Origin of the sequence: Actinomyces sp. MRS3W (genome assembly GCF_032465695.1) — a bacterium.
In the GTDB taxonomy this organism is placed as follows: Bacteria; Actinomycetota; Actinomycetes; order Actinomycetales; family Actinomycetaceae; genus Actinomyces.
On sequence record NZ_JAWDJJ010000173.1, the window covers coordinates 1 to 19882 of the forward strand.

At 67.7% G+C, this 19882-nt stretch carries 16 protein-coding genes and 2 pseudogenes; 9 read left to right on the forward strand and 9 right to left on the reverse strand.

Annotation, left to right across the window (positions count from 1 at the left end; all coding sequences use genetic code 11):
- A pseudogene (locus RWX45_RS06430) lies at nucleotides 1–733 on the forward strand (DNA polymerase III subunit epsilon); the annotation flags it as partial.
- 16 nt (nucleotides 734–749) lie between these two features.
- Here RWX45_RS06430 and RWX45_RS06425 read toward each other — a convergent pair.
- Nucleotides 750–1193, reverse strand: a complete 444-nt coding sequence (locus RWX45_RS06425; protein WP_316022920.1) for a hypothetical protein — start codon at nucleotides 1191–1193, stop codon at nucleotides 750–752.
- 187 nt (nucleotides 1194–1380) lie between these two features.
- On the opposite strand from RWX45_RS06425, the gene RWX45_RS06420 reads away from it, so the two are divergent.
- Nucleotides 1381–2025: a superoxide dismutase gene (locus RWX45_RS06420; RefSeq protein WP_316022921.1), complete on the forward strand. Its 645-nt coding sequence runs from the start codon at nucleotides 1381–1383 to the stop codon at nucleotides 2023–2025.
- 42 nt (nucleotides 2026–2067) lie between these two features.
- Here the strand turns inward: RWX45_RS06420 and RWX45_RS06415 are convergent, their stop codons facing one another.
- The 4 genes from RWX45_RS06415 to RWX45_RS06400 all read right to left on the reverse strand — a co-directional run bounded on the left by RWX45_RS06415 (nucleotide 2068) and on the right by RWX45_RS06400 (nucleotide 6044).
- Complete coding sequence (locus RWX45_RS06415) at nucleotides 2068–3072, reverse strand: FKBP-type peptidyl-prolyl cis-trans isomerase (RefSeq protein ID WP_316022922.1); 1005 nt, start codon at nucleotides 3070–3072, stop codon at nucleotides 2068–2070.
- Between the two features lie 129 nt (nucleotides 3073–3201).
- Nucleotides 3202–3591 carry an iron-sulfur cluster assembly accessory protein gene (locus tag RWX45_RS06410; RefSeq protein WP_316022923.1) on the reverse strand — a complete coding sequence of 130 codons (390 nt, stop codon included), beginning with the start codon at nucleotides 3589–3591 and terminating at the stop codon, nucleotides 3202–3204.
- Between the two features lie 139 nt (nucleotides 3592–3730).
- Nucleotides 3731–5389 carry an ABC-F family ATP-binding cassette domain-containing protein gene (locus tag RWX45_RS06405; protein WP_316022924.1) on the reverse strand — a complete coding sequence of 553 codons (1659 nt, stop codon included), beginning with the start codon at nucleotides 5387–5389 and terminating at the stop codon, nucleotides 3731–3733.
- Between the two features lie 49 nt (nucleotides 5390–5438).
- Nucleotides 5439–6044: a hypothetical protein gene (locus RWX45_RS06400; protein ID WP_316022925.1), complete on the reverse strand. Its 606-nt coding sequence runs from the start codon at nucleotides 6042–6044 to the stop codon at nucleotides 5439–5441.
- Between the two features lie 375 nt (nucleotides 6045–6419).
- Here RWX45_RS06400 and RWX45_RS06395 point away from each other — a divergent pair, with 375 nt between their 5' ends.
- Complete coding sequence (locus RWX45_RS06395) at nucleotides 6420–8477, forward strand: glucose PTS transporter subunit IIA (protein ID WP_316022926.1); 2058 nt, start codon at nucleotides 6420–6422, stop codon at nucleotides 8475–8477.
- A 274-nt stretch (nucleotides 8478–8751) separates the two neighbouring features.
- Nucleotides 8752–9996: a hypothetical protein gene (locus RWX45_RS06390; RefSeq protein ID WP_316022927.1), complete on the forward strand. Its 1245-nt coding sequence runs from the start codon at nucleotides 8752–8754 to the stop codon at nucleotides 9994–9996.
- On the opposite strand, the gene RWX45_RS06385 is transcribed toward RWX45_RS06390, so the two are convergent.
- On the reverse strand, nucleotides 9887–11131 hold the full coding sequence (locus tag RWX45_RS06385; RefSeq protein WP_316022927.1) for a hypothetical protein: 1245 nt from the start codon (nucleotides 11129–11131) through the stop codon (nucleotides 9887–9889). The genes RWX45_RS06390 and RWX45_RS06385 overlap by 110 nt on opposite strands.
- Nucleotides 11132–11405: 274 nt before the next feature.
- A complete protein-coding gene (locus RWX45_RS06380; RefSeq protein WP_316022926.1) occupies nucleotides 11406–13463 on the reverse strand; it encodes a glucose PTS transporter subunit IIA in 2058 nt (685 codons plus the stop codon).
- Nucleotides 13464–13838: 375 nt separating this feature from the next.
- On the opposite strand from RWX45_RS06380, the gene RWX45_RS06375 reads away from it, so the two are divergent.
- The 4 genes from RWX45_RS06375 (at nucleotide 13839) to RWX45_RS06360 (ending at nucleotide 17815) form a co-directional block, all read left to right on the forward strand.
- Complete coding sequence (locus tag RWX45_RS06375) at nucleotides 13839–14444, forward strand: hypothetical protein (RefSeq protein ID WP_316022925.1); 606 nt, start codon at nucleotides 13839–13841, stop codon at nucleotides 14442–14444.
- Between the two features lie 49 nt (nucleotides 14445–14493).
- Entirely contained in the window at nucleotides 14494–16152 is a 1659-nt protein-coding gene (locus RWX45_RS06370; RefSeq protein ID WP_316022924.1) for an ABC-F family ATP-binding cassette domain-containing protein, read from the forward strand.
- A gap of 139 nt (nucleotides 16153–16291) precedes the next feature.
- Nucleotides 16292–16681, forward strand: a complete 390-nt coding sequence (locus tag RWX45_RS06365) for an iron-sulfur cluster assembly accessory protein (protein WP_316022923.1) — start codon at nucleotides 16292–16294, stop codon at nucleotides 16679–16681.
- 129 nt (nucleotides 16682–16810) lie between these two features.
- Nucleotides 16811–17815, forward strand: coding sequence for an FKBP-type peptidyl-prolyl cis-trans isomerase (locus RWX45_RS06360; RefSeq protein ID WP_316022922.1), 1005 nt, complete (start codon nucleotides 16811–16813; stop codon nucleotides 17813–17815).
- A gap of 42 nt (nucleotides 17816–17857) precedes the next feature.
- On the opposite strand, the gene RWX45_RS06355 is transcribed toward RWX45_RS06360, so the two are convergent.
- Nucleotides 17858–18502 carry a superoxide dismutase gene (locus tag RWX45_RS06355; RefSeq protein WP_316022921.1) on the reverse strand — a complete coding sequence of 215 codons (645 nt, stop codon included), beginning with the start codon at nucleotides 18500–18502 and terminating at the stop codon, nucleotides 17858–17860.
- A gap of 187 nt (nucleotides 18503–18689) precedes the next feature.
- On the opposite strand from RWX45_RS06355, the gene RWX45_RS06350 reads away from it, so the two are divergent.
- Entirely contained in the window at nucleotides 18690–19133 is a 444-nt protein-coding gene (locus tag RWX45_RS06350) for a hypothetical protein (RefSeq protein WP_316022920.1), read from the forward strand.
- A 16-nt stretch (nucleotides 19134–19149) separates the two neighbouring features.
- Here the strand turns inward: RWX45_RS06350 and RWX45_RS06345 are convergent.
- Nucleotides 19150–19882 (reverse strand): annotated as a pseudogene (locus RWX45_RS06345) (DNA polymerase III subunit epsilon); the annotation flags it as partial.

Sequence of the window (19882 nt, forward strand, 5' to 3'; positions counted from 1 at the left end):
GCCCTGGCTGCAGGTGGTCGACTCCCCGCAGCCGCACCTGGCACTGACCACAGCGCTTCCGCTGGATGAGGCGGGCCACGCCGTCGGCCCCTTCCCCTCGCGCGCTGCCGCCCGGGAGGCGCAGCGGGCCGCCGAATCGGTGCTGCGGCTACAGGCCTGGGATGGGCATGGCACCCGGGCGGTGCGCCGCTCGGACACGCCCGCCGATCCCGAGGCCGCCCGGCAAGCACTGTCAGGGCAGATCGATGTGGTGGCTGCTCCCCTGCTGGAGCGGATCGAGACACTGTCGGCGGCGCAGCGTTATGAGGAGGCGGGGTTGTGGACCCGTCGCCTGCGGGCCCTGCTCCTGGCCGCACGCCGAGCTGAGACGGCACGCCCGCTGCTGGTCTGCCCGCATCTTCTCGCCGCCCGACGTCGTCAGGTGGGCGGGTGGGAGCTTGTGGCCGTCCGCTGGGGACGCCTGGCGGGTTCGGCGCTCACCCCGCCGGGGGCCGATCCGCGACCGACTATCCAGACGCTACGCGCCACCGCCCAGGTGGTAGACCCGCCCGAGCGCGTCGGCGCGGACACGAGCGTGGAGGAAACGCTGCTGCTCGCCGACTGGGTGCTGGATGCGGGGGCGCGGCTGGTCGAGGTCGAAGGAGCCGACGGTGCTGCGGGCGGGAGCGCACTCCTGTCCTGGCCCATTGGGGCTGCGGCCAGGCACAAACGCGTGCTTGACGCCGACCTTTGACCCGCGTGTCTGCGGGTCAGCCGGCCGGGGTCACGGAGCCGCGCCGGGCCCGCAGCGCCTTGGCAACACCTTCCTGCAGGCTGAGCGGGTCCAGGGGGCGCGGCACGACGACCTCGGCCTTGGACCAAGCGGCCAGCCAGTCGTCCTGGGGGCGGGCGGTCAGCAGCACGACCGGGGGACGCCGGTCGAGCTCGGTAAACAGCTCATGCGCCAGCCCCATGCCGCCCAGCTTCTTGGTCTCGCCGTCCAGAACCAGCGCGGCGAAGGGGACGAGGCCCTCCTTCTCGCGATCTTTGATGGCCAGGCGAACACCTTCCGCGGTGGCCGCCTCGGTCCACGACACGAGCGGCAGTCCCTTGGCGGGACGGCGTCCGACGCCGTCGATCACCTGCTGGCGCACGGCGGCATTATCGGAGAAGACAAGGAGTTCGAGGGGGGCGGTTTCTGCCTGGTCGGTCATGCGGTCCTCCAGTGGACGACGGGCGGGCTTCCGCGGTCAGTGTAATCGCGATGGCGGATGCACGGTTCGCTTCAAAACAGATCGATCACCGTATACGATGAATTTCGCTTAGGACTTCAGTCTCACGCATGAGTCTGTGGTCCGGCGACCGTCATCACCGCACACCGCGAGACAGGACTACATCACCATGACCGACGTGAACGCCGCTGCGGCGAAGTACGCACTGCCCGAGCTCCCCTACGACTATGCCGCGCTCGAGCCCCACATCTCCGGGCGCATTATGGAGCTGCACCACGATAAGCACCACGCCGCCTACGTCTCCGGTGCGAACGCCGCCCTGGAGCAGCTTGCTGCCGCCCGCGCCGACGGCGACTTCTCCGCGGTTAACCTGTGGGAGAAGAATCTGGCCTTCAACCTCGGCGGGCACATCAACCACTCGATCTTCTGGAAGAACCTCTCCCCCAACGGTGGCGGCGAGCCCGAGGGTGAGCTGGCCGAGGCGATCAAGGACTCCTTCGGTTCCTTCGCCGCGTTCAAGCAGCAGCTCAATGCGGCCGCGCTGGGGATTCAGGGCTCCGGCTGGGCGGTGCTCGCCTACGACTCGGTTTCCGGCAAGCTGGTCATCTTCCAGTTGTTCGACCAGCAGGGCAACGTGCCGGTGGGCACCATCCCGCTGTTCCAGGTCGACATGTGGGAGCACGCCTTCTACCTCGACTACCTCAACGTCAAGGCCGACTACCTGGCCGCCGTCTGGCAGATCGTCAACTGGCAGGACGTCTCCGAGCGACTGGCAAACGCCATCGCTCACACCGAGGGCCTCATCGTTCGCTGACGCCGCCCGCCCGGCATCAACCGGGCGGGCCCCCGGGGCCAACTACAGGATCGCAGCGATGTCCATAACAAAGGCTGTAGACACAGTTCCCTGGGACTCATCACCCGGGATCAGGATTACTACGCGTGAGCCAACGGGGACATCAATCAGTGCACCGGCAGGAGAACTCGCCGATATCACCATCTGCTGCGCAGCGCCGACGTCCCACGACGACTGGAGCGAGCTTGGATCGTCCCAATTGACGAAGGCCATGTGCAGCAACACGTAGTCGCCATCGGCAACCGGCTCACCCGCGCCTCGAGCCACCACAACGGTCTCCTGCTCGGTAGGCTCGGCAGCACCTTCAGTCACCGATATGGTCGCCGCCGTCCCGAGCTCCCCGGAGACCGTGATGCCACGCTCGGCAAGCGCCTGTTCCGCCTGCGTATCAGCGACAGCATCCTTGGATGCCGCGGCGGCCGACTCAGCGGCTTCCGTCACGGCGGAGGACGCCACCACGTGCCCAATCTCCACGACGAATACCAGGTCACCCGACGGGCGCCCCTCAGTTGCCGACTGTCCGTAGGCCAGCTCGGCGGGGATGGACAGCTCCAGCCGGTCGCCCTCGTGGTGCCCAACCAGACCGCACCGCCAGCCGGGGATCACCCCGCCGAGGCTGAGCGGCACCGCCTCCCCACGAGCGTACGAGGAGTCGAAGGCCTCGGTCTGTCCCCATTCCCAACCGGCGTAGTCGGCGACGACGATAGAACTCTCGTCCACCTCCGCACCGTCACCCGCGGTCAGCGTCTTGACGGTGAGGTTGGTGGGCGCGTCGCCGTCACCCCAGGTGATGGTCGGCTGCGTCCCCGCCTCGCCCTCGAGTGTGGGCAGGGAGTCGGCGTCGTCGTCAATGGTCAGTGTGGAACAGTCCACGTTGCTCACGGGCGTCACCGTCGCCTCGGCCGACGCGGAGGCATCGGCAGCCTTCCCCGACGAATCTGAGCAGCCCGTCAGGGCCAGACAGGCGGTCAGGGCAAGTGCGGGCAGCACGATTGCGGCACGGCGCAATGGAATTCTCCTCAGAAACGTATGGGTGGCGGCAGGATGGGGTGGGAGTAATGCCCCCACCGCGCCACCCCGGCGCGTCACGGCGTCGGCCGCCCGTGGGCGGCCGACTCATTGTGGGGCTGTGGCGACTCAGTGGAAGGACTCGCCGCACGCGCAGGTGCCGACGGCGTTGGGATTGTCGATGGTGAAGCCCTGCTTCTCGATGGTGTCGGAGAAGTCGATGGTGGCGCCGTTGAGGTAGGGCGCGCTCATGCGGTCGACGATGACGTCCACCGCGGCCAGCTCGGCATCGCCGGTCTCGAAGGAGCGGATGGCGTCGCCGTCCAGGGTGCGCTCGTCGAAGTACAGCTGGTAGACGAGCCCGGAGCAGCCGCCCGGCTGCACCGCCACACGCAGGCGCAAGTCGTCGCGACCTTCCTGGACGAGCAGGCTGGCTACCTTCGCAGCGGCGGCCTCGGTGAGGAGAACCTCGTGCGTGGGGGCGTCGGTGGTGGTATCGGTCAGGGTGGTCTGTGCCATGTCTGTCTCCTCCTGAGGGGTGCTATGCACCGGGTCGAACACGTCGGCGGGCGGCGATGTTCCCGATAACCCTACGTCGTGCCACTATGCGAACGGGCGTGACGACGCTCACCGCCGCCGCCATGTCAGCGACGGCGCGTCAGGCCAGCGTCACCAGCTCCAGGTAGTCCTCACTCCACAAATCCTCGTCGCCGTCGGGCAGGAGCAGTACTCGGTCGGGGTCCAGTGCCTTGACCGCCCCCTCGTCGTGTGTCACCAGGACGACGGCGCCCGCAAACGTGCCCAAGGCGCGAAGAATCTCCTCCCGGCTGGCGGGGTCCAAGTTGTTGGTCGGCTCATCGAGCAACAGCACATTGGCGCTGGAGACCACCAGCAGGGCCAGGGCCAGCCGAGTCTTCTCCCCGCCGGATAGGACTGCCGCCGGTTTGTCGGCGTCGGCCCCGGAGAAGAGGAACGAGCCCAGCACGCTGCGTACTTCGGTGTCATTGAGCCCGGGGGCGGCGCTGCGCAGATTCTCCACGACGGTGCGGCCATCATCAATGGTCTCATGCTCCTGCGCGTAGTAACCGATCTTCAGCCCGGTCCCGGCCACCACCTGGCCCGAGTCCGGCTCCTCGACACCGCTGAGCAGTCGCAGCAAGGTGGTTTTGCCGGCACCGTTGAGCCCGAGGACGACCACCCGGCTGCCGCGATCGATGGCCAGGTCCACCCCGGCGAATACTTCCAGCGAACCGTAGGCCTTGGACAGGCCGGCGGCACGCAGTGGCACCTTGCCGCAGGGAGCAGGATCGGGGAAGCGCAGGTGCGCGACCTTCTCCTGGGCGCGCTCCGCCTCCAGGCCCTCCACCAGTCGGTCGGCGCGCTTGAGCATCTGCTGGGCGGCGACGGCCTTCGTGGCCTTGGCCCGCATCTTCTCGCCCTGGGCGCGCAGCGCCGCCGCCTTCTTTTCAGCGTTGGCACGTTCACGCCGGCGCCGGTGCTCGTCGTCGGCGCGCTGCTTGAGGTAGGCGTCCCAGCCGAGGTGGTAGATGTCCAGCACTCCGCGGCCGGCATCCAGGTACATGACCTGGTTGACGGTGTCGCGCAGGAGCTCGACGTCGTGACTGATGACGATGAAACCACCCGAGTAGCTGCGCAGATGGTCGCGCAGCCACAGGATCGAATCGTGGTCGAGGTGGTTGGTGGGCTCGTCCAGCAGCAGAGTGTCGGGCTGCTGGAACAGCACCCGAGCGAGCTCGACCCGACGCCGCTGACCACCGGACAGGGTGCCGATCTCCTGATCGAGGACGCGATCCGGCAGCCCCAGGGAGGCGCAAATGCGGGCGGCCTCGCTGGCGGCGGCATATCCGCCGGCCATAGTGAACTCATGGTCGAGTCGCGTGTAGCGGTCCAGGGCCTTGGCCTGCGCACCCCCCTGGGTGGTGGCGATCTTCTGCTCGGCCCGGCGAATCCGGTCCAGGAGCACGTCGATGCCGCGCGCGGATAGGACTCGGTCGCGAGTGATCTCGCTGAGGTTCCCCACCCGGGTGTCCTGTGGCAGATAGCCGACCGACCCGTTGCACGTGATGAGTCCCTCGTGTTCAACGGCGTCCAGGCCGTGCCGATCATCAGCGTCGGCCACCGCCTGGCTGGTGCCCTGCGCCACGGAGGCGGCCGCCAGGAGCTTGGTCATGGTGGTCTTACCCGCCCCGTTGCGTCCTACGAGCCCGATGCGCATGCCCTTATCGACGCGGAAGGAGGCGTCGGCCACGAGTTGCCTGGCGCCGATGCGCATGGTGAGGTTCTGGACGTTAATCACGCCCGCATGTTACGGGCATCTGGACACGTGGGTATTCGCACGTCAGTCGTCAGTCCCACCACAGCCAGGTGCCCAGTGGGCCATGAGTCCAGTGACGGCGCAGTAGTTTGATCTCGTCCGGGCTGGCTTCGGCGTCCAGGCAGTAGCGTTCGGCGACTTCCTCCCAGAAGCGCTCTTCCTCATCCGGGTCGGCGATCTCACAGTCCACGAGGTAGTCGATGAGGTCGGGGTCTTCGATCCACAGTCCCTCAACGGTGACGCGCTCATCGTGGCGCTGCGGGCCGATGCCGTAACCGGACAGACGGATGCGTCCACGCGCTCGAACGCAAGCGCGTAGCAGGGCGCCCAGGGTGGGGGCGAGGTTTTGCCGGTCGGCCAGTTGCGACTCCGGCAGGATTTCCAGCAACCGCCGAGCGGTGCCGGGGCCGAGGTCGTGAAAGGGCGTGTAGTCGTCCACCGGTCGGCCGTCGTCGGTGATGAGGCCGGCGGGAGCAAAACCGAATTGACCGGGGATGATGGTGGAGCGCAGCTCGTCGCGGCAGTCGGCTAGTTCATGCCAGACTCCGGATTTGACGGTCCAGCCGCGCGGTCCGTACATACCGGTGGGGCAGTGCTCTGAGCGGGGCGTTGTGGGTGCAGGTGAAAGAGAGGACATGGCTGGTCTCCTTGGGTGAGGCACCGGAGTGCAGTGGTAGCGACGGCGTCGTCGCCGTCGTTTTCCAGCCTGCGCCGCCCGGGCGGGCCGCCGCTGAGCGCCTGTGAATGACCCACCGCCGGGGGTGCGGCGAAGTCCCACTGTGGGTTCCGGGATTCATCAGGGCCGGTACCGGTGACGTTGCAACGCTGGCCAGCCATCTCTCAGCAGCATTCGGCGTGTCTCCCGATTTAGTGCGATCCAGACCAGAAATATGCCCCAGATCACCTTCGCGGGCGCTACGCTGACATACGGGCTCTTACGCAACCGAGCCCCTCCACCCTGCCCGCCCCGCCCCTGCACACCAGGGGCAGGCGGCCGACGGTTAAGGACAACATGGCAACTACGACATCCGCTCCAGAAGCGATTCTCGAGGCCGTCGGCGGCCCCGAGAACATCATCAGCCTGTCTCACTGCGCTACACGCTTGCGTTTCGACCTCAAGGATGCCTCCGTCGTCGACAAGGCCACGGTCGAGAAGATCCCCGGCGTCATGGGAGCCGTTCCGCAAGCAGGGGACCGCTACCAGATCGTCATTGGCGGCGCCGTCCAGGGCGTATACGACGAGATCATCAACCTGCCCGCCATGAAGGGCGGCGGAGGCGCCACGGGAGGCCAATCGAACGCCGACGTCAAGGCCGCCGCCCGTGCCAAGGCCCGCGGCAAGAACGCGATCGTCGACGCCTTCTTCGAGTACCTGTCCGACTCCTTCCGGCCGCTGCTGCCCGTGCTGCTGGGGACCTCGCTCATTATCGCCGGTGAGGCGGTTGCAGAGGCTCTCGGGTTCATTGACACGCGCGCCGCGGTCAAGCCGGCATCGCTCGCCTTTGTCGATGCGATGTACCGCTCGGTGTTCTACTTCCTGCCGATCATGGTGGCCTACAACGCCTCCAAGAAGCTCAGGATCGATCCGTGGGTGGGCACGGCCATCATGGCAGCCCTCATCACCCCGAACTTCATCGACATGAGCAACCTCGAGAAGACAACGGGCGTCGTCTGCACCGTCAATGAGACGCTGGACACCCAGCTCTGCACCGCCACGGTCTTCGGGCTGCCCATGCAGCTCAACGACTACGGCGGCCAGGTGTTCGTCCCACTCATCATGGTGGCGCTCCTGGCTCCGCTCTACAAGGGCCTGACCCGGATCATCTCGCCGAACCTGCAGATGGTGTTCGTGCCGTTCCTGTCCTTCGTCATCATGATGCCGATCACGGCGTTCTTGCTCGGCCCCCTCGGTGTGTGGCTGGGAACCGGCCTGGGTACGGCATTCGCCTGGCTGAACACGCAAGCACCGATTGTCTTCGCCATTATTATTCCGCTGCTCTACCCGTTCCTGGTGCCGCTGGGGCTGCACTGGCCGCTCAACGCCCTTATGTTGGCCAACATTGACTCGCTTGGCTACGATTTCATTCAGGGCCCCATGGGTGCTTGGAACTTCGCCTGCTTCGGCGCCACCGCGGCGGTGCTGGCGATCTCCATCCGGGATCGGGACAAGGAGATGCGGCAGACCGCCTTCGGTGCGCTGGTCGCCGGTCTGTTCGGTGGTATCTCCGAGCCGAGCCTGTACGGTATTCACCTGCGCTTCAAGCGCATCTACCCGCGCATGTTGATCGGCTGCGCCGTGGGCGGTCTCATCATCGGCCTCGGCGGCGGCGTCAATGCGAGCACCTTCGCCTTCACCTCGCTGCTGACCATTCCGATCTTCAGCCCCATGGCGCTGTACGCGATCGCCATTGCGGCAGCCTTCTTCACCTCCTTCATCATCCTGTTCATCTCCGACTACCGCACGGCGGAGGAGAAGGCGGAGGCCCGCGCAGCCGCTGCCGCGGACGGCTTCGTCGAGGCCTCCCCGGAGGAGACCGCCGCGGACCTGGCGCTGGAGGAGGCGGCCAAGGCCCAGGCCGAGGCGCCCAAGCCGGCGCTGGTTGCGGGCGCAGTCACCGAGATCGTCGCCCCCGTGCGCGGCACGGCGCTGCCCCTGAGCGAGGTTGCCGACCCGGTCTTTGCCGGCGGCGCCGTCGGGCAGGGCGCGGCGATCGAACCGAGCGAGCAGGAGATCGTAGTCACCGCCCCGGCGGCGGGCACGGTGGTCGTGGCGCCGGACTCCGGGCACGCCTACGGCATCAACCTGGACTCGGGCGTCGAGGTGCTCATTCACGTCGGCCTGGACACGGTCGAGATGGAGGGCAAGGGCTTCCAGCTACTCGTCAAGCAGGGCGACCGTGTGGAGACCGGCCAGGAGCTGGTGCGCGTGGATCGGGCCGCGGTTGAGCAGGCGGGTCACCCGCTCACCACACCCATCCTCATCACCAACACGGCGGCCTTCGCCTCCGTCGAGCCGATCGCCACCGGTGAGGTCGCCCCCGGCGACCCGCTGCTGCGTCTCACCGCCTGAGGCAGGACGTCAGCGCTCTTCGGAGCAGCTACTGAAGCTTGCTCAGCAACCAGCGGTGGTGGCCGGCCCCGCTCGAGGGCCGGCCACCACCGCGTCGTGTCGGCGAGCCAGAGCCCGGTATGGGTCACGGGGGACAACGTCGAGGCCCGGCTTCACGGCCCATGGTCCGAGCCCTGAACCGCCACTCCCCCAGCCCCTGATAATCGTAGTTTTATGGTGGATTTGTGCGGTTTTAGGGGTGTACTGCGAGGCGGTTCGGTGGTAGACTGTACGTATGTTCGAAACCGGGATCGTGGGTGACCGTTCCGCGCAGGCTGGCGCGGTCGGCTCCCCGGTGACGCCGGCGGGAACCGCCCAGTTGACAGGCGATGCCCCGCTGACCGGTCAAGAGCGCATGGACATTGAGGACGAGGCCGCCGCGCGCCTGTCGGCCATGGTGCCGGGCGCAGAACTGGCCCAGCTGGTGGAGGAACTACTCGCCGGCCTACTCACTCCTGCCACCGAGGCGGGAACCGAAGGGGACGCCACAGCCGCTCTGTTCAACGGCGTGACGGATCCGGGCGAACAAGCCCTACTGGAAGCCGCCGCTTCACACACTCTCGTCACCGAACCGGCCGCCACTGGTCTCGCCGTCGAGCCGGCCGCCGGGGACGGCGGCAAGGACGCGATGGCGTTAGCCGCTTCGCTGGGCGCAGTGGTGCTCAGTGAGCTGGTCGCCGCCACCGGGCGGCTGGCCGCGTGGGCACAATGGGCGCACGCTCTGACTGCGGCCCTGCTGGCACGCACCCCGGAGATGTCCACCTACCCCGACTCCTGGGGACCAGACGGGCGGGCCGCGCACAGGCTGCCGGCCGAGCACGCCCGGTTCAACACCGCCTGCGAGATCGCCTGCCGACTGGGCCTCACCCGCACGGGCGCCTCCAGACTGCTGGATCGCGGTCAGGCCCTGCTGGATCCCGCCCTGGCACCCACCGAGCGGCTGCACCGGGTCGGCCTGCTGGATCAGTCCAAGACGGCTCTCATCGCCCGCCGCCTGAACGACGCCGAACCACCAGTGGCGCGCGCGGTGCAGGAGCGGGTACTGCCCCGGGCCTCCCACCGCACCACCGCCCAGCTCGCCCGCGACCTCGACAAGGCACTAGCCGCCCTGGACCCAGACGGCAGCAGCACCAGACGACGGCACAACGCCGCCAGCCGGCATGTGACCCGCCCCCGGGAAGCCGGCGAGGGCGTGCACTCCATGCGGCTGGTCATGCCCACCATGGACGCATTCCTGCTGGACGCCACCCTGGACACCATCGCCGCCAGCGCACGCGCCACGGGAGATATGCGCAGCACCGGCCAATTGCGCGCCGACGCGCTGGTCGCCATGAGCCTGCACACCCTGCGCACCGGCCAGCAGCAAGCCTTCAAACAGAACCACCCACACACGAGCCCTGCCCCGCACGCGAGCAAGAGCCCGCCGGCGGGCTCTTGCTCGCGTGCGGGGCAGGGCTCGTGTGTGGGTGGTTCTGTTTGAAGGCTTGCTGCTGGCCGGTGCGCAGGGTGTGCAGGCTCATGGCGACCAGCGCGTCGGCGCGCAATTGGCCGGTGCTGCGCATATCTCCCGTGGCGCGTGCGCTGGCGGCGATGGTGTCCAGGGTGGCGTCCAGCAGGAATGCGTCCATGGTGGGCATGACCAGCCGCATGGAGTGCACGCCCTCGCCGGCTTCCCGGGGGCGGGTCACATGCCGGCTGGCGGCGTTGTGCCGTCGTCTGGTGCTGCTGCCGTCTGGGTCCAGGGCGGCTAGTGCCTTGTCGAGGTCGCGGGCGAGCTGGGCGGTGGTGCGGTGGGAGGCCCGGGGCAGTACCCGCTCCTGCACCGCGCGCGCCACTGGTGGTTCGGCGTCGTTCAGGCGGCGGGCGATGAGAGCCGTCTTGGACTGATCCAGCAGGCCGACCCGGTGCAGCCGCTCGGTGGGTGCCAGGGCGGGATCCAGCAGGGCCTGACCGCGATCCAGCAGTCTGGAGGCGCCCGTGCGGGTGAGGCCCAGTCGGCAGGCGATCTCGCAGGCGGTGTTGAACCGGGCGTGCTCGGCCGGCAGCCTGTGCGCGGCCCGCCCGTCTGGTCCCCAGGAGTCGGGGTAGGTGGACATCTCCGGGGTGCGTGCCAGCAGGGCCGCAGTCAGAGCGTGCGCCCATTGTGCCCACGCGGCCAGCCGCCCGGTGGCGGCGACCAGCTCACTGAGCACCACTGCGCCCAGCGAAGCGGCTAACGCCATCGCGTCCTTGCCGCCGTCCCCGGCGGCCGGCTCGACGGCGAGACCAGTGGCGGCCGGTTCGGTGACGAGAGTGTGTGAAGCGGCGGCTTCCAGTAGGGCTTGTTCGCCCGGATCCGTCACGCCGTTGAACAGAGCGGCTGTGGCGTCCCCTTCGGTTCCCGCCTCGGTGGCAGGAGTGAGTAGGCCGGCGAGTAGTTCCTCCACCAGCTGGGCCAGTTCTGCGCCCGGCACCATGGCCGACAGGCGCGCGGCGGCCTCGTCCTCAATGTCCATGCGCTCTTGACCGGTCAGCGGGGCATCGCCTGTCAACTGGGCGGTTCCCGCCGGCGTCACCGGGGAGCCGACCGCGCCAGCCTGCGCGGAACGGTCACCCACGATCCCGGTTTCGAACATACGTACAGTCTACCACCGAACCGCCTCGCAGTACACCCCTAAAACCGCACAAATCCACCATAAAACTACGATTATCAGGGGCTGGGGGAGTGGCGGTTCAGGGCTCGGACCATGGGCCGTGAAGCCGGGCCTCGACGTTGTCCCCCGTGACCCATACCGGGCTCTGGCTCGCCGACACGACGCGGTGGTGGCCGGCCCTCGAGCGGGGCCGGCCACCACCGCTGGTTGCTGAGCAAGCTTCAGTAGCTGCTCCGAAGAGCGCTGACGTCCTGCCTCAGGCGGTGAGACGCAGCAGCGGGTCGCCGGGGGCGACCTCACCGGTGGCGATCGGCTCGACGGAGGCGAAGGCCGCCGTGTTGGTGATGAGGATGGGTGTGGTGAGCGGGTGACCCGCCTGCTCAACCGCGGCCCGATCCACGCGCACCAGCTCCTGGCCGGTCTCCACACGGTCGCCCTGCTTGACGAGTAGCTGGAAGCCCTTGCCCTCCATCTCGACCGTGTCCAGGCCGACGTGAATGAGCACCTCGACGCCCGAGTCCAGGTTGATGCCGTAGGCGTGCCCGGAGTCCGGCGCCACGACCACCGTGCCCGCCGCCGGGGCGGTGACTACGATCTCCTGCTCGCTCGGTTCGATCGCCGCGCCCTGCCCGACGGCGCCGCCGGCAAAGACCGGGTCGGCAACCTCGCTCAGGGGCAGCGCCGTGCCGCGCACGGGGGCGACGATCTCGGTGACTGCGCCCGCAACCAGCGCCGGCTTGGGCGCCTCGGCCTGGGCCTTGGCCGCCTCCTCCAGCGCCAGGTCCGCGGCGGTCTCCTCCGGGGAGGCCTCGACGAAGCCGTCCGCGGCAGCGGCTGCGCGGGCCTCCGCCTTCTCCTCCGCCGTGCGGTAGTCGGAGATGAACAGGATGATGAAGGAGGTGAAGAAGGCTGCCGCAATGGCGATCGCGTACAGCGCCATGGGGCTGAAGATCGGAATGGTCAGCAGCGAGGTGAAGGCGAAGGTGCTCGCATTGACGCCGCCGCCGAGGCCGATGATGAGACCGCCCACGGCGCAGCCGATCAACATGCGCGGGTAGATGCGCTTGAAGCGCAGGTGAATACCGTACAGGCTCGGCTCGGAGATACCACCGAACAGACCGGCGACCAGCGCACCGAAGGCGGTCTGCCGCATCTCCTTGTCCCGATCCCGGATGGAGATCGCCAGCACCGCCGCGGTGGCGCCGAAGCAGGCGAAGTTCCAAGCACCCATGGGGCCCTGAATGAAATCGTAGCCAAGCGAGTCAATGTTGGCCAACATAAGGGCGTTGAGCGGCCAGTGCAGCCCCAGCGGCACCAGGAACGGGTAGAGCAGCGGAATAATAATGGCGAAGACAATCGGTGCTTGCGTGTTCAGCCAGGCGAATGCCGTACCCAGGCCGGTTCCCAGCCACACACCGAGGGGGCCGAGCAAGAACGCCGTGATCGGCATCATGATGACGAAGGACAGGAACGGCACGAACACCATCTGCAGGTTCGGCGAGATGATCCGGGTCAGGCCCTTGTAGAGCGGAGCCAGGAGCGCCACCATGATGAGTGGGACGAACACCTGGCCGCCGTAGTCGTTGAGCTGCATGGGCAGCCCGAAGACCGTGGCGGTGCAGAGCTGGGTGTCCAGCGTCTCATTGACGGTGCAGACGACGCCCGTTGTCTTCTCGAGGTTGCTCATGTCGATGAAGTTCGGGGTGATGAGGGCTGCCATGATGGCCGTGCCCACCCACGGATCGATCCTGAGCTTCTTGGAGGCGTTGTAGGCCACCATGATCGGCAGGAAGTAGAACACCGAGCGGTACATCGCATCGACAAAGGCGAGCGATGCCGGCTTGACCGCGGCGCGCGTGTCAATGAACCCGAGAGCCTCTGCAACCGCCTCACCGGCGATAATGAGCGAGGTCCCCAGCAGCACGGGCAGCAGCGGCCGGAAGGAGTCGGACAGGTACTCGAAGAAGGCGTCGACGATCGCGTTCTTGCCGCGGGCCTTGGCACGGGCGGCGGCCTTGACGTCGGCGTTCGATTGGCCTCCCGTGGCGCCTCCGCCGCCCTTCATGGCGGGCAGGTTGATGATCTCGTCGTATACGCCCTGGACGGCGCCGCCAATGACGATCTGGTAGCGGTCCCCTGCTTGCGGAACGGCTCCCATGACGCCGGGGATCTTCTCGACCGTGGCCTTGTCGACGACGGAGGCATCCTTGAGGTCGAAACGCAAGCGTGTAGCGCAGTGAGACAGGCTGATGATGTTCTCGGGGCCGCCGACGGCCTCGAGAATCGCTTCTGGAGCGGATGTCGTAGTTGCCATGTTGTCCTTAACCGTCGGCCGCCTGCCCCTGGTGTGCAGGGGCGGGGCGGGCAGGGTGGAGGGGCTCGGTTGCGTAAGAGCCCGTATGTCAGCGTAGCGCCCGCGAAGGTGATCTGGGGCATATTTCTGGTCTGGATCGCACTAAATCGGGAGACACGCCGAATGCTGCTGAGAGATGGCTGGCCAGCGTTGCAACGTCACCGGTACCGGCCCTGATGAATCCCGGAACCCACAGTGGGACTTCGCCGCACCCCCGGCGGTGGGTCATTCACAGGCGCTCAGCGGCGGCCCGCCCGGGCGGCGCAGGCTGGAAAACGACGGCGACGACGCCGTCGCTACCACTGCACTCCGGTGCCTCACCCAAGGAGACCAGCCATGTCCTCTCTTTCACCTGCACCCACAACGCCCCGCTCAGAGCACTGCCCCACCGGTATGTACGGACCGCGCGGCTGGACCGTCAAATCCGGAGTCTGGCATGAACTAGCCGACTGCCGCGACGAGCTGCGCTCCACCATCATCCCCGGTCAATTCGGTTTTGCTCCCGCCGGCCTCATCACCGACGACGGCCGACCGGTGGACGACTACACGCCCTTTCACGACCTCGGCCCCGGCACCGCTCGGCGGTTGCTGGAAATCCTGCCGGAGTCGCAACTGGCCGACCGGCAAAACCTCGCCCCCACCCTGGGCGCCCTGCTACGCGCTTGCGTTCGAGCGCGTGGACGCATCCGTCTGTCCGGTTACGGCATCGGCCCGCAGCGCCACGATGAGCGCGTCACCGTTGAGGGACTGTGGATCGAAGACCCCGACCTCATCGACTACCTCGTGGACTGTGAGATCGCCGACCCGGATGAGGAAGAGCGCTTCTGGGAGGAAGTCGCCGAACGCTACTGCCTGGACGCCGAAGCCAGCCCGGACGAGATCAAACTACTGCGCCGTCACTGGACTCATGGCCCACTGGGCACCTGGCTGTGGTGGGACTGACGACTGACGTGCGAATACCCACGTGTCCAGATGCCCGTAACATGCGGGCGTGATTAACGTCCAGAACCTCACCATGCGCATCGGCGCCAGGCAACTCGTGGCCGACGCCTCCTTCCGCGTCGATAAGGGCATGCGCATCGGGCTCGTAGGACGCAACGGGGCGGGTAAGACCACCATGACCAAGCTCCTGGCGGCCGCCTCCGTGGCGCAGGGCACCAGCCAGGCGGTGGCCGACGCTGATGATCGGCACGGCCTGGACGCCGTTGAACACGAGGGACTCATCACGTGCAACGGGTCGGTCGGCTATCTGCCACAGGACACCCGGGTGGGGAACCTCAGCGAGATCACTCGCGACCGAGTCCTATCCGCGCGCGGCATCGACGTGCTCCTGGACCGGATTCGCCGGGCCGAGCAGAAGATCGCCACCACCCAGGGGGGTGCGCAGGCCAAGGCCCTGGACCGCTACACGCGACTCGACCATGAGTTCACTATGGCCGGCGGATATGCCGCCGCCAGCGAGGCCGCCCGCATTTGCGCCTCCCTGGGGCTGCCGGATCGCGTCCTCGATCAGGAGATCGGCACCCTGTCCGGTGGTCAGCGGCGTCGGGTCGAGCTCGCTCGGGTGCTGTTCCAGCAGCCCGACACTCTGCTGCTGGACGAGCCCACCAACCACCTCGACCACGATTCGATCCTGTGGCTGCGCGACCATCTGCGCAGCTACTCGGGTGGTTTCATCGTCATCAGTCACGACGTCGAGCTCCTGCGCGACACCGTCAACCAGGTCATGTACCTGGATGCCGGCCGCGGAGTGCTGGACATCTACCACCTCGGCTGGGACGCCTACCTCAAGCAGCGCGCCGACGACGAGCACCGGCGCCGGCGTGAACGTGCCAACGCTGAAAAGAAGGCGGCGGCGCTGCGCGCCCAGGGCGAGAAGATGCGGGCCAAGGCCACGAAGGCCGTCGCCGCCCAGCAGATGCTCAAGCGCGCCGACCGACTGGTGGAGGGCCTGGAGGCGGAGCGCGCCCAGGAGAAGGTCGCGCACCTGCGCTTCCCCGATCCTGCTCCCTGCGGCAAGGTGCCACTGCGTGCCGCCGGCCTGTCCAAGGCCTACGGTTCGCTGGAAGTATTCGCCGGGGTGGACCTGGCCATCGATCGCGGCAGCCGGGTGGTCGTCCTCGGGCTCAACGGTGCCGGCAAAACCACCTTGCTGCGACTGCTCAGCGGTGTCGAGGAGCCGGACTCGGGCCAGGTGGTGGCCGGGACCGGGCTGAAGATCGGTTACTACGCGCAGGAGCATGAGACCATTGATGATGGCCGCACCGTCGTGGAGAATCTGCGCAGCGCCGCCCCCGGGCTCAATGACACCGAAGTACGCAGCGTGCTGGGCTCGTTCCTCTTCTCCGGGGCCGACGCCGACAAACCGGCGGCAGTCCTATCCGGCGGGGAGAAGACTCGGCTGGCCCTGGCCCTGCTGGTGGTCTCCAGCGCCAATGTGCTGTTGCTCGATGAGCCGACCAACAACTTGGACCCCGCCAGCCGGGAGGAGATTCTTCGCGCCTTGGGCACGTTTGCGGGCGCCGTCGTCCTGGTGACACACGACGAGGGGGCGGTCAAGGCACTGGACCCCGACCGAGTACTGCTCCTGCCCGACGGCGACGAGGATTTGTGGAGTGAGGACTACCTGGAGCTGGTGACGCTGGCCTGACGCGCCGTCGCTGACATGGCGGCGGCGGTGAGCGTCGTCACGCCCGTTCGCATAGTGGCACGACGTAGGGTTATCGGGAACATCGCCGCCCGCCGACGTGTTCGACCCGGTGCATAGCACCCCTCAGGAGGAGACAGACATGGCACAGACCACCCTGACCGATACCACCACCGACGCCCCCACGCACGAGGTTCTCCTCACCGAGGCCGCCGCTGCGAAGGTAGCCAGCCTGCTCGTCCAGGAAGGTCGCGACGACTTGCGCCTGCGTGTGGCGGTGCAGCCGGGCGGCTGCTCCGGGCTCGTCTACCAGCTGTACTTCGACGAGCGCACCCTGGACGGCGACGCCATCCGCTCCTTCGAGACCGGCGATGCCGAGCTGGCCGCGGTGGACGTCATCGTCGACCGCATGAGCGCGCCCTACCTCAACGGCGCCACCATCGACTTCTCCGACACCATCGAGAAGCAGGGCTTCACCATCGACAATCCCAACGCCGTCGGCACCTGCGCGTGCGGCGAGTCCTTCCACTGAGTCGCCACAGCCCCACAATGAGTCGGCCGCCCACGGGCGGCCGACGCCGTGACGCGCCGGGGTGGCGCGGTGGGGGCATTACTCCCACCCCATCCTGCCGCCACCCATACGTTTCTGAGGAGAATTCCATTGCGCCGTGCCGCAATCGTGCTGCCCGCACTTGCCCTGACCGCCTGTCTGGCCCTGACGGGCTGCTCAGATTCGTCGGGGAAGGCTGCCGATGCCTCCGCGTCGGCCGAGGCGACGGTGACGCCCGTGAGCAACGTGGACTGTTCCACACTGACCATTGACGACGACGCCGACTCCCTGCCCACACTCGAGGGCGAGGCGGGGACGCAGCCGACCATCACCTGGGGTGACGGCGACGCGCCCACCAACCTCACCGTCAAGACGCTGACCGCGGGTGACGGTGCGGAGGTGGACGAGAGTTCTATCGTCGTCGCCGACTACGCCGGTTGGGAATGGGGACAGACCGAGGCCTTCGACTCCTCGTACGCTCGTGGGGAGGCGGTGCCGCTCAGCCTCGGCGGGGTGATCCCCGGCTGGCGGTGCGGTCTGGTTGGGCACCACGAGGGCGACCGGCTGGAGCTGTCCATCCCCGCCGAGCTGGCCTACGGACAGTCGGCAACTGAGGGGCGCCCGTCGGGTGACCTGGTATTCGTCGTGGAGATTGGGCACGTGGTGGCGTCCTCCGCCGTGACGGAAGCCGCTGAGTCGGCCGCCGCGGCATCCAAGGATGCTGTCGCTGATACGCAGGCGGAACAGGCGCTTGCCGAGCGTGGCATCACGGTCTCCGGGGAGCTCGGGACGGCGGCGACCATATCGGTGACTGAAGGTGCTGCCGAGCCTACCGAGCAGGAGACCGTTGTGGTGGCTCGAGGCGCGGGTGAGCCGGTTGCCGATGGCGACTACGTGTTGCTGCACATGGCCTTCGTCAATTGGGACGATCCAAGCTCGCTCCAGTCGTCGTGGGACGTCGGCGCTGCGCAGCAGATGGTGATATCGGCGAGTTCTCCTGCCGGTGCACTGATTGATGTCCCCGTTGGCTCACGCGTAGTAATCCTGATCCCGGGTGATGAGTCCCAGGGAACTGTGTCTACAGCCTTTGTTATGGACATCGCTGCGATCCTGTAGTTGGCCCCGGGGGCCCGCCCGGTTGATGCCGGGCGGGCGGCGTCAGCGAACGATGAGGCCCTCGGTGTGAGCGATGGCGTTTGCCAGTCGCTCGGAGACGTCCTGCCAGTTGACGATCTGCCAGACGGCGGCCAGGTAGTCGGCCTTGACGTTGAGGTAGTCGAGGTAGAAGGCGTGCTCCCACATGTCGACCTGGAACAGCGGGATGGTGCCCACCGGCACGTTGCCCTGCTGGTCGAACAACTGGAAGATGACCAGCTTGCCGGAAACCGAGTCGTAGGCGAGCACCGCCCAGCCGGAGCCCTGAATCCCCAGCGCGGCCGCATTGAGCTGCTGCTTGAACGCGGCGAAGGAACCGAAGGAGTCCTTGATCGCCTCGGCCAGCTCACCCTCGGGCTCGCCGCCACCGTTGGGGGAGAGGTTCTTCCAGAAGATCGAGTGGTTGATGTGCCCGCCGAGGTTGAAGGCCAGATTCTTCTCCCACAGGTTAACCGCGGAGAAGTCGCCGTCGGCGCGGGCGGCAGCAAGCTGCTCCAGGGCGGCGTTCGCACCGGAGACGTAGGCGGCGTGGTGCTTATCGTGGTGCAGCTCCATAATGCGCCCGGAGATGTGGGGCTCGAGCGCGGCATAGTCGTAGGGGAGCTCGGGCAGTGCGTACTTCGCCGCAGCGGCGTTCACGTCGGTCATGGTGATGTAGTCCTGTCTCGCGGTGTGCGGTGATGACGGTCGCCGGACCACAGACTCATGCGTGAGACTGAAGTCCTAAGCGAAATTCATCGTATACGGTGATCGATCTGTTTTGAAGCGAACCGTGCATCCGCCATCGCGATTACACTGACCGCGGAAGCCCGCCCGTCGTCCACTGGAGGACCGCATGACCGACCAGGCAGAAACCGCCCCCCTCGAACTCCTTGTCTTCTCCGATAATGCCGCCGTGCGCCAGCAGGTGATCGACGGCGTCGGACGCCGTCCCGCCAAGGGACTGCCGCTCGTGTCGTGGACCGAGGCGGCCACCGCGGAAGGTGTTCGCCTGGCCATCAAAGATCGCGAGAAGGAGGGCCTCGTCCCCTTCGCCGCGCTGGTTCTGGACGGCGAGACCAAGAAGCTGGGCGGCATGGGGCTGGCGCATGAGCTGTTTACCGAGCTCGACCGGCGTCCCCCGGTCGTGCTGCTGACCGCCCGCCCCCAGGACGACTGGCTGGCCGCTTGGTCCAAGGCCGAGGTCGTCGTGCCGCGCCCCCTGGACCCGCTCAGCCTGCAGGAAGGTGTTGCCAAGGCGCTGCGGGCCCGGCGCGGCTCCGTGACCCCGGCCGGCTGACCCGCAGACACGCGGGTCAAAGGTCGGCGTCAAGCACGCGTTTGTGCCTGGCCGCAGCCCCAATGGGCCAGGACAGGAGTGCGCTCCCGCCCGCAGCACCGTCGGCTCCTTCGACCTCGACCAGCCGCGCCCCCGCATCCAGCACCCAGTCGGCGAGCAGCAGCGTTTCCTCCACGCTCGTGTCCGCGCCGACGCGCTCGGGCGGGTCTACCACCTGGGCGGTGGCGCGTAGCGTCTGGATAGTCGGTCGCGGATCGGCCCCCGGCGGGGTGAGCGCCGAACCCGCCAGGCGTCCCCAGCGGACGGCCACAAGCTCCCACCCGCCCACCTGACGACGTCGGGCGGCGAGAAGATGCGGGCAGACCAGCAGCGGGCGTGCCGTCTCAGCTCGGCGTGCGGCCAGGAGCAGGGCCCGCAGGCGACGGGTCCACAACCCCGCCTCCTCATAACGCTGCGCCGCCGACAGTGTCTCGATCCGCTCCAGCAGGGGAGCAGCCACCACATCGATCTGCCCTGACAGTGCTTGCCGGGCGGCCTCGGGATCGGCGGGCGTGTCCGAGCGGCGCACCGCCCGGGTGCCATGCCCATCCCAGGCCTGTAGCCGCAGCACCGATTCGGCGGCCCGCTGCGCCTCCCGGGCGGCAGCGCGCGAGGGGAAGGGGCCGACGGCGTGGCCCGCCTCATCCAGCGGAAGCGCTGTGGTCAGTGCCAGGTGCGGCTGCGGGGAGTCGACCACCTGCAGCCAGGGC

What these genes read in the sequence shown, in the direction of transcription:
- RWX45_RS06425 (WP_316022920.1), bottom strand. Translation starts at nt 1,193, where the DNA reads ATGACCGACCAGGCAGAAACCGCCCCCCTCGAACTCCTTGTCTTCTCC.
- RWX45_RS06420 (WP_316022921.1), top strand. Translation starts at nt 1,381, where the DNA reads ATGACCGACGTGAACGCCGCTGCGGCGAAGTACGCACTGCCCGAGCTC.
- RWX45_RS06410 (WP_316022923.1), bottom strand. Translation starts at nt 3,591, where the DNA reads ATGGCACAGACCACCCTGACCGATACCACCACCGACGCCCCCACGCAC.
- RWX45_RS06400 (WP_316022925.1), bottom strand. Translation starts at nt 6,044, where the DNA reads ATGTCCTCTCTTTCACCTGCACCCACAACGCCCCGCTCAGAGCACTGC.
- RWX45_RS06395 (WP_316022926.1), top strand. Translation starts at nt 6,420, where the DNA reads ATGGCAACTACGACATCCGCTCCAGAAGCGATTCTCGAGGCCGTCGGC.
- RWX45_RS06390 (WP_316022927.1), top strand. Translation starts at nt 8,752, where the DNA reads ATGTTCGAAACCGGGATCGTGGGTGACCGTTCCGCGCAGGCTGGCGCG.
- RWX45_RS06385 (WP_316022927.1), bottom strand. Translation starts at nt 11,131, where the DNA reads ATGTTCGAAACCGGGATCGTGGGTGACCGTTCCGCGCAGGCTGGCGCG.
- RWX45_RS06380 (WP_316022926.1), bottom strand. Translation starts at nt 13,463, where the DNA reads ATGGCAACTACGACATCCGCTCCAGAAGCGATTCTCGAGGCCGTCGGC.
- RWX45_RS06375 (WP_316022925.1), top strand. Translation starts at nt 13,839, where the DNA reads ATGTCCTCTCTTTCACCTGCACCCACAACGCCCCGCTCAGAGCACTGC.
- RWX45_RS06365 (WP_316022923.1), top strand. Translation starts at nt 16,292, where the DNA reads ATGGCACAGACCACCCTGACCGATACCACCACCGACGCCCCCACGCAC.
- RWX45_RS06355 (WP_316022921.1), bottom strand. Translation starts at nt 18,502, where the DNA reads ATGACCGACGTGAACGCCGCTGCGGCGAAGTACGCACTGCCCGAGCTC.
- RWX45_RS06350 (WP_316022920.1), top strand. Translation starts at nt 18,690, where the DNA reads ATGACCGACCAGGCAGAAACCGCCCCCCTCGAACTCCTTGTCTTCTCC.